The following is a 7,940-nucleotide window of genomic DNA, read 5'->3' on the forward strand; positions in this document are numbered from 1 at the left end:
GATCCGCAGCGTCACCGTCTCCCCGGTCACCGGGCGCCCGGCCCGTAGGCAGCCGTAGACGACGGCGGCCAGCAGGCCGGGCGCCACGTCCTCGCCGGTGGCCACCGCCTCCACCACCCGCCCGTCCCGCAGCCCGACCAGCGTGCCGCCGTCCCGGACCGCCGAGCCGGCCAGCAGGCTGCCGGGCAGGTCGGCCAGGGTGGTGCGGACCCAGCGCAGGGCCTCGGCCGGCGATGCGGCGGGCGCCCGGCGGACCACCACCGATGCGCTCTCGACCAGCCGGCGGTCGGGTTCCGCGTCGCTGGCGGCGAGGTGGACGAAGCGGTCGGCGGTCTCCAGCGGTACGGCGCCGGGGCCCGCATGGTCGAGCACCGTCGCGGGCGTGCGCCGCACGGTGACGCAGGTGCGCCCGGAGCGTTCGGCGACGGCGGTCGCCACCCGCCACGCGGTGGGCGGCGTGACGTCGGGGGCGTCCGGCAGCGGCAGCGCCTTGGCGGTCGGCGGCGGGGTGCCCGGCTCCGGCAGCCTGAGCAGCCGGTAGAGGGCGGTCCGCAGCCGGGCCAGCGCCTGACCGGGTTCGGCGAACGCCTGCCGGGCCACTGCCGCGTACCGCTCGCGCGAGTGGTCCCGTACGGTGTCCTCGATCTGCTGGCGCAGCCCGTCGCGCAGTACGAGCCGCGGTGCCAGGTCCGCGAGCCGGTGCGCCGCGGTGCCCGGCACCGAGTCGCTGCCGAACGCGGCGAGCAGCAGCGGCGTGCCGAGCGCCGCCCCGTACAGCGTGACCGAGCCGTGGTCCCCGATGACCACGTCGGCCGCGATCAGGCCGGCGCGCCAGGCGTGCACCGGCGGCATCAGGAGCAGCCCCGCGTCGAGCGCCGGCGCCTGGGTGGTGCGGAGCTGCCAGGTGCCGTGCGCGGACCAGACGTTGGGGTGCACGATGGCGCCGACTCGGAACTCGTCGTGCGGCAACTCGGCGAGCAGCCTGGCCGGCAGGTCGGGCACCTGGCCGAGCAGCGAGGTGGGGCCCCAGGTGGAGCTGACCATCACCAGCCGCTGGTGGTCGGCGACGCCGAGCGCCTCCCGGTAGGCGGCCCGCCAGGCGCGGCTGGCCAGCAGGTCGTCGTAGCAGGCGTCGCCGGCCAGCAGCACCCGCCCGGCGGCCTTGGGGTGCGCCGTGACGAGCTGTTCCTCCTGGCTCGGGTGGGAGACGGCGAGCCAGGCGCGGCCGGCCTCCAGGAGCGCGTCCGACACGACCCCGGACAGCCGCTCGCCGGTGCCCCGGGAGTCCGGCACCCGCTTCTGGAAGCCCACCCCGTGCGGCAGGACGAGGACCGGGCAGTCCCCGTCCGGTACGTCGATGTTCTCGCTGGCGGACAGCACCAGGTCCGGCGCGACCTGCCCCACCTGCTCCCAGGGCATGACCCGGCAGCCGGCCCCGTTGAGCAGCGCGAGCACCCCGTCGTTGAAGGCGGACGTGGGGTCGTACGCGAAGACGACGGTCACCCGGCTGTCCCCGCGCAGCAGCGCGGGCAGCGACTCCAGGATGCGGACGGTCGAGGTGACGGTACGGGCGGCGACCACCAGGACGCGCTGGCCGTGGAAGGTGTTCCACCGCTGGGCGTCGTCCCCTACGGGCGCGCGAAGGATCGGATTACCGAGCATCGTGCCCACCCAGGCTCGCGGCTCGCGGCTCGCGGCTCGCGGCTCGCGGCTCGCGGCTCGCGGCTCGCGGGCCATGGTCCCTATCGCAAATCAAGTCGCCCGGCAACCTTTCGCGGAGTCGGTGGGTCGGCAGGGGCGGTCCCACCGTAACCGGGCGGGGCGGGTGGGGGAGTGGTGGGTGGGAAGGGCGCAGGGAGTGGCGGGTGGGAGGGCACAGCGCGTGGTGGGTGGGAGAAGTGACGGAGAAGCTCAGCGGGCGGCGGGTGGCGAGAGCCGGCCGGGGCGGGGTGACCCGAGGCACGCGGGGCCGGGGTGTCGTGGCCTAGACTTGCTGAGTTCTGCAATTGGTAAGTTGCCGCGCCCCGCACGCGACGCGGCTCCGCCCGTACGGGCTCGGGGTCCGTGCCGGGGCGTACCGCCTACCGAGACGTCCAGCCAGGGAGGCCATCCAGTGAGTGGTGAGGCACCGGAGCGCGCCGGCTCCGCTGAGCAGGGCGCGGCCACCCCGGCCGCGAAGCCGCAGACCATGACGGAGCAGCCGGCAGGGCCGCGGGCCGCGGCGGAGCCGGCCGAGGCGGCGACGGCCGAGCCGCGCACGCCGCACGTCGCCGAGGTTCAGCCGGCGACAGCCGCCACGGCGCAGCCGGCGCAGGCCACCGAAACGCAGCCGGCCGCAGCGACCGAGGCGCAGCCGGCGGAGGCGGACCGGGCCCCGGCGCCCGACGCCACCACTGCCCGGGCGAAGGAAGCCGCCGCCGCGAAGACCAAGGAGAGCGAGTCGTGGCTTGAGCGCGGCGTGGCGATCCGCGTCGGGTTCTACGTCTTCGGCACGCACCTGTTCGCCGGCTTCATCTGGCTGCTGTTCTACCTCGGCCAGCACGCCAACAAGTAGCCGCAGCTCTCCCGGCGCGCAGCCGGTGGCCGGGCCGGCTAGGTCGACGGCTTCGACTTCCCGGTCGCAGCGCGCAGGTCGGCGAGGAGTTCGGCCTGGCTGGTCAGCACGCCGGTCAGGATCGTACGGGCGGTCGCCAGCAGTTCGGCCACGTGCGGCGTGGTCAGCGAGTAGTAGACGGTGGAGCCCTCCTTGCGGGGCACCACCAGGTTCGCGCGCCGCAGTACGGCCAGTTGCTGCGAGAGGTGTGCGGGCTCGACGCCGACTTCGGGCAGCATCTCGGCGACCGCGTGTTCGCGCTCGCTCAGCAGCTCAAGCACCCGGATGCGGACCGGATGACCGAGGGTCTTGAAGAATTCGGCCTTGAGCTGGTACAGGGGCGTACTCACTGAACCGGCCTCCCGTTCCGCCCGTGGGCGACCGGCCGCCGGTGCCGTCGCCGCGAATGCTCCGCGCGGTCCGTCCGCCCAGAATCCATCAACCTGCGCCATCCTCCCCGCGCGGGGACCGCGCCGGAACCACCCCGAGCCGGTCTGCCGAGCCGTCGTCGCGGGCGGCCCGCGCCGTGGACCTCCGCGCGGTGCGCACGTCCGACCGGCGGGATCGCGCCCTTCAACTTAGCACTGCGCCCGGCAGGTCCCCGCGCCGTGCGCGCCCCGCTGCCCGCCCCGGCCTGCGCCGTCACCGGCGGGTTCGGGCCGGTGGTTCCCGCCCCGAGCCGTGCCCGCGCCGGGTGCGTACCGTACGGGCGTCGGTCGCCCCCCCTCCCGTGCGTCACAGCGGCAACACGACCCACACGCTCTTGCCGCCGCCGTCGGCGTCCCGCTGCACGCTGGCGGTGCCGTCGAGGGCAAGCGTGAGCTCGGCGATGGTGGCCAGGCCGCTGTTGCCGGACATCGGGCCGGACAGCAGGGGCTGGTACGGGTGCCGGTCGTGCACCCCGAACGCCAGGGTCTGTCTGCGCGCCGCGTACACGACGGTGACCTGCGAGGAGAGGTCCGCCGCATGGCGCACGCTGTTGGTCACCAACTCGCTGAGGATCAGCAGCGCGGGATCGGTGACCGGGTGGCGCACCAGGCCGTTGATGCCCCATTCGGTCAGGGCCAGTTCGGCGGTCTCGCGGGCCATCCGCACCGCGGCCGGCATCGTCGGCAGGGTCAGAACGTGCCGGTAGGGCAGGGCGGTGACCTCGGCGAACCCGGTGGGGTCGATCACGGGCGCGGCCCCGCGGGGGACAGCCGGAACCCGGTCACCGACTGCGGGAGGAGTCGGACGAGCGTGTCGTGCGGGCCGTGTATCCAGCCGGTCAGGGTGCGCCGGTAGTGGGCCACCTCGTCCCGGTCGGTGAGCAGTTCGGCGGGCCCGCTGACGGTCACGCTCCAGCCGGCGTCCTTCCCGACGGCGGTCGGCCAGACGTCGACGTGGTACGCCACCGGGGCCCCGCCCTGTTGCAGCGCGGCGCCCGGCACCGGCGCGCGGACGACCAGATGGCCGTGGGCGAGCACGTGGGCGGCGGGTCGGAGGGCGGGAGCGCCGCGGTGCGGATAGACCAACCGCCCGCTGCTGCTGCCCTCCAGCAGGTACAGGGCCTCCGCCCCCGATACCTCAACCAGGCGGTGGGCGGCGTCAGTTGTGCTCATCGGGGCGGTTCCTCGGCTGACGGGACGGACGGGCTGCGTACGGCGGTGCCCCGGGCCCGGCGGCCGGCGGGACCAGGCCCGGGCCCGGCCCCGCAGGGCGAAACCGACCGACCCCCTCCACCCCGACCTCCAGCGCTCCCGCGTACGCCCCCGCCGTCACCGGTGCGCGCGCACGGCCCGGGGCGAGGCCCGGAGCACCCGCGGACACCTCAAGGCACGGCCCACACCATCTAATGAATTGCAAAGTTTCGCAATTCCGTGATCCGGTGGCGTGTGGGGCGAGAGGTGATCCGGGGTCCCGGCAACTCGGCCGGCGCCCCGCCCCGTACCCGCCCGGCGCGCCGCTGTATCTGCTGTACCGGCCGCACCTGTCCGGACCGGCCGCACCTGTCCGGCGCGCGGCCGTACTCGCCATGCCGGCCGTACCCGCTTGCCGTACCGGCTGTATTCGCTCGCCGTGCCGCCGTACTCGCCGTGCCCGTCCGCCGGGCCGTCAGCCGCGGCGGGCCGCCGTCGCCGCGGTGCGGGCCCGGCTCGCGATGGCCACCCCGACCACGGCGGCGAGGATGTGCACGGTGATGCCGGCCGCGAATCCGCCGGGCAGCCAGCTCAGAAGCCCGGCGTCATCGTGGTTGACGAGTTGGCGGATCGCGCCCTGGGCGCCCAGCACGAGCAGGACCACGCCGAGGCCCTGCAAGATGTCGTACTTCATATGCTGCCTTCCGTTTCCGGAAACGTCGCTGCCGTGCAGGATCGCCGCGGAGGGCGGCCGGATGTCCGTGGTCGTCGGGACGGTTTACGGTGCGCTTGCACTGTAAAGGGGGACGGACACGGTTTGCAATGCGGTTGCATGGTGAACGGTGAAGAAGGAGACGCCTTGCCGAAGATCGTTGATGTCGAGGAGCGCCGGAGGCGGCTGGTCGAAGCCGTCTGGGCGCTGGCGGTACGGGGCGGCGTCGAGCAGGTGACGCTGCGCAAGGTCGCCGACGAGGCGGGCGTCTCCATGGGGCAGGTGCAGCACTACTACCCGTCCATGCAGGCCCTGGTCAGGGACGCGCTCGACCGGGCCGTGCAAGCGGTCAACACGTCCATCGAGACCGCGATCCACGCGGCGGGCGAGGCCGGCCCGGAAGCCGTGCTCCGCGCCTGCCTGCACGCCCTGATCAACCCTGCGGAGGAGAGCGTGCGGCTGACGCGGTTCTGCCTGGCGGTGGCGGGGCGCGCGGTTTCCGACCCGACCATGGCCACGGTGCTGGCCCCGGCCGCCGGCGAACTGCTCTCCTCCACCGCCGACCTGATCGCCGCCGCCCGACAGGAACGCGGCGCCGCGCCCCGCGACACGGGCCGCACGGACGCCGACGTCTGCTGGACGCTCGCCACCGGCCTCGGCACGGACGTCGCCCTGGGATACCGCTCACCGGAGGACGCCCGCCGGGTGCTTGACCATCACATCGGCCAGATCGTCGGCGGGTGAAGCGGGGGGCCCGTTGCAGCAGTCAGGGGCGATGGGGCCGGTGGGGCTCGCGGGCATCGTGGGCTTTGTGGGGGAGCGGCGGGGGCAGCTACCTCGGGCACGGGGTGCTCGTCGGCCGGACTGCCGTGATCACCGGTGGCGACTCGGGGATCGGCCGGGCCGTTGCCCCCGCGCCTACGCCCGCGAGGGGGCGACCGTCACCTTCACCCACGGGCTGGTTCGCCCGTGGCGCGGAGCCGGCAGCCGCAGTCGGAGCCGTAGTTGTAGCCGGCCCCAGCAGCCGCCCGCAGCGGGCTGATTGCAGTGGACTGATCGCAGCAGCGGGCCGGGGCGGTCGCTGCGCGCGGTGCCACAGGCCGGGTCCGGCGGTGCCACAGGCCAGGCCCGGCGTGGCCGCCGGCAGCTCCCGCAGGCCGCAGAAAATCGCTGGCCCCCACTCCGCGTACGGGCTACGGTTGCCCCGTTCTGCCGCAGCGAGGGCCAGCGAAGGCCCGGGGCTCGTCCCCGGCCGGCCACCGACGGACCGGTTCCGTGTCCATGCCGATGCCAGCGCCATCAACGCCGGCGACGGTGTCGATAGCCGTGTCGGTGTCGGTGTTGATGTCGCGCCAAGGCGCCGCGCCAGCGGCGGAGCAGCGGAATCGGATCAGTGGAATAGGAAGAGAAAGAGGTGGGGACAGTGACGACGGTCATGGTCGCGGGCGCCGCCCGTACTCAGGAGTTCATCCTTTCCACCCCTGTGGTCTCCGGCTGACACCCACACTTCCGCGCGTCGTACGCGCCTGCGCCGGGGCCACCCTCCGAAGGGTTTCCCCACCTTGTCCAGCAATGCGCTCAACCCGTCATCTTCTGCTGCCTCCACCGAGACCGACGTCGATCTGGCCCCGTACGGCTGGGACGCCGACTGGGAGGCCGAGTTCGCCCCGTACGCCGCACAGGGCCTGGTGCCCGGCCGCGTCGTCCGCGTCGACCGCGGTCAGTGCGACTGCATCACCCCGGCCGGTCTGATCAGGGCCGACACCGAGTACGTCACCCCGCACGACCCGCTGCGCGTGGTCTGCACCGGGGACTGGGCGGCGGTCGACCCGGTCGGCGGCGACCCGCGGTACGTACGGACGCTGCTGCCGCGCCGCACCTCCTTCGTCCGCTCCACGTCCTCGCAGCGCTCCGAGGCGCAGATCCTCGCCGCCAACGTGGACCACGCGATCATCGCCGTCTCACTCGCGGTCGAACTCGACCTCGGACGCGTCGAACGCTTCCTCGCCCTGGCGTGGGAGTCCGGCGCCACTCCCCTGGTCGTCCTCACCAAGGCCGACCTCGTCGGCGACGAGACCACGCTCGGCCACCTGCTCGCCGACACCGAGACCAGCGCGCCCGGCGTGCAGGTGCTCGCCGTGAGCGCGGCCACCGGCGCGGGCATGGACGTCCTGGCCGCCTCGCTCGCCGGCGGTACGGCCGTACTGCTCGGCCAGTCGGGTGCCGGCAAGTCCACCCTTGCCAATGCGCTGGTCGGCGCCGATGCGCAGGTGGTGCAGGCCACCCGCGACGCCGACGGCAAGGGCCGGCACACCACGACCACCCGCAACCTGCTCGCCCTGCCGTGGGGCGGGGTGCTCATCGACACCCCCGGGCTGCGCGGCGTCGGCCTGTGGGACGCGGAGGGCGGCGTGGCCCGCGCGTTCGCCGAGATCGAGGCGCTGGCCGCGGAGTGCAGGTTCCACGACTGCGCGCACGAGAGCGAGCCCGGCTGCGCGGTGCTCGCCGCGCTGGACGCCGGCGAACTCCCCCCGCGCCGCCTGGACAGCTACCGCAAGCTGCTCCGCGAGAACGAGCGCATCGCCGCCCGCTCGGACGCCCGCCTCCGGGCCGAGATGCGCCGCGACTGGAAGCAGCGGCAGGCCCTCGGCCGCCACATGATGGAGCGCAAGCGCGGCCCGATCCGCAAGCCGTAGCGGTGGGGGTAGGAGTAGGGGTGGGCGAGCCCGTGGCCCGTGGTCGCGACCGGCGGTCCGGGCCCGTGGCCGGCGGCGTGCGTGCTCCGGGCGGCGGGCCCCGTCGCCCCAGGCGCCCGCCCCGGCCATCGGCCCCCGGCCCGCGGAGACCCAGAACCAGGAACGAGGGGTACGGGGTACGGGGCGGGGCGCTGAGGTGCGGGACGCGAGGGGAGCGGGGCAAGTGCGGGGGTACTCCGTACGAACGCCCCCGGGACCGGCGGCGCGGCCATCCGCGCATCCGGCTGGCCGGGGTCGGCGGGGCGGGGTAAGGATGGGGC

At 74.6% G+C, this 7,940-nt stretch carries 8 protein-coding genes and 1 pseudogene; 4 read left to right on the forward strand and 5 right to left on the reverse strand.

Annotated features, from left to right (window positions below):
- The coding region (locus AAHZ94_RS23980; protein WP_349995122.1) for a hypothetical protein at window positions 1-1,662 on the reverse strand (1,662 nt) is incomplete at its 3' end.
- 451 nt (window positions 1,663-2,113) lie between these two features.
- Between AAHZ94_RS23980 and AAHZ94_RS23985 the strand changes: the two genes are divergently transcribed.
- Window positions 2,114-2,554 (forward strand): DUF6126 family protein, encoded by a 441-nt coding sequence (locus tag AAHZ94_RS23985; protein ID WP_349995124.1) that lies wholly within the window; start codon window positions 2,114-2,116, stop codon window positions 2,552-2,554.
- A 38-nt stretch (window positions 2,555-2,592) separates the two neighbouring features.
- On the opposite strand, the gene AAHZ94_RS23990 is transcribed toward AAHZ94_RS23985, so the two are convergent.
- The 4 genes from AAHZ94_RS23990 to AAHZ94_RS24005 form a co-directional block, all read right to left on the reverse strand.
- Window positions 2,593-2,943 carry an ArsR/SmtB family transcription factor gene (locus AAHZ94_RS23990; RefSeq protein ID WP_349995125.1) on the reverse strand — a complete coding sequence of 117 codons (351 nt, stop codon included), beginning with the start codon at window positions 2,941-2,943 and terminating at the stop codon, window positions 2,593-2,595.
- A gap of 385 nt (window positions 2,944-3,328) precedes the next feature.
- Window positions 3,329-3,700 (reverse strand): ATP-binding protein, encoded by a 372-nt coding sequence (locus AAHZ94_RS23995; protein WP_349995132.1) that lies wholly within the window; start codon window positions 3,698-3,700, stop codon window positions 3,329-3,331.
- A gap of 65 nt (window positions 3,701-3,765) precedes the next feature.
- Window positions 3,766-4,194: a pyridoxamine 5'-phosphate oxidase family protein gene (locus AAHZ94_RS24000; protein WP_349995127.1), complete on the reverse strand. Its 429-nt coding sequence runs from the start codon at window positions 4,192-4,194 to the stop codon at window positions 3,766-3,768.
- Window positions 4,195-4,687: 493 nt separating this feature from the next.
- Window positions 4,688-4,906, reverse strand: coding sequence for a hypothetical protein (locus tag AAHZ94_RS24005; RefSeq protein WP_349995128.1), 219 nt, complete (start codon window positions 4,904-4,906; stop codon window positions 4,688-4,690).
- A gap of 138 nt (window positions 4,907-5,044) precedes the next feature.
- On the opposite strand from AAHZ94_RS24005, the gene AAHZ94_RS24010 reads away from it, so the two are divergent.
- The 3 genes and pseudogenes from AAHZ94_RS24010 to rsgA all read left to right on the forward strand — a co-directional run bounded on the left by AAHZ94_RS24010 (window position 5,045) and on the right by rsgA (window position 7,620).
- A complete protein-coding gene (locus tag AAHZ94_RS24010) occupies window positions 5,045-5,668 on the forward strand; it encodes a TetR/AcrR family transcriptional regulator (RefSeq protein WP_349995130.1) in 624 nt (207 codons plus the stop codon).
- A gap of 65 nt (window positions 5,669-5,733) precedes the next feature.
- Window positions 5,734-5,879: pseudogene (locus AAHZ94_RS24015) on the forward strand (SDR family NAD(P)-dependent oxidoreductase); the annotation flags it as partial.
- Between the two features lie 607 nt (window positions 5,880-6,486).
- Window positions 6,487-7,620: a ribosome small subunit-dependent GTPase A gene (rsgA, locus tag AAHZ94_RS24020; protein ID WP_349995131.1), complete on the forward strand. Its 1,134-nt coding sequence runs from the start codon at window positions 6,487-6,489 to the stop codon at window positions 7,618-7,620.
- Window positions 7,621-7,940 lie beyond the last annotated feature (320 nt).

Origin of the sequence: Streptomyces sp. HSW2009 (genome assembly GCF_040240285.1) — a bacterium.
Taxonomy (GTDB): Bacteria; Actinomycetota; Actinomycetes; order Streptomycetales; family Streptomycetaceae; genus Streptomyces.